This is a genomic window from Elizabethkingia argenteiflava (assembly GCF_009904105.1).
In the GTDB taxonomy this organism is placed as follows: Bacteria; Bacteroidota; Bacteroidia; order Flavobacteriales; family Weeksellaceae; genus Elizabethkingia; species Elizabethkingia argenteiflava.
This window is the reverse complement of the sequence record NZ_JAAABJ010000278.1, coordinates 1-336: the sequence shown is the minus strand read 5'-3', so window position 1 is coordinate 336 and position 336 is coordinate 1. Positions and strand designations below refer to the sequence as shown.

1 protein-coding gene is annotated in these 336 nt (G+C 31.0%); it reads left to right on the top strand.

Features of this window, described 5'->3' with window-relative positions; genetic code table 11:
- Positions 1-218 (top strand): RepB family plasmid replication initiator protein (locus GNY06_RS15080; RefSeq protein WP_166518719.1); only part of this gene is annotated, 218 nt, incomplete at its 5' end.
- Between the last annotated feature and the right edge of the window lie 118 nt (positions 219-336).

Below are 336 nucleotides of genomic sequence, written 5' to 3'. Positions count from 1 at the left end.
TAAGCTTATTCGACCAAAGAAGAGAGCCTGTAAAAGAGGTTTTAAAGACTTGGTATGATTTTAGAAAAGTTTTTTTAGATCCGGCCATTAAAGAAATAAATTCAAACAAATCACTTGATATTTCCATTGTTACTTATTTAATGATTAAGAAGGGTAATAATGTTTTTTCACTAGATTTTAATTTTATACCACCTTTTCTTAATCATTTAACAACTTAGTTTAAGGATATACCTCCGTAGATTAAGGATAGACCTCCGTAGTTTAAGGATAGACCTCCGTAGCTTAAGGATAGACCTCCGTAGTTTAAGGATAGACCTCCGTAGTTATTTAATTTTC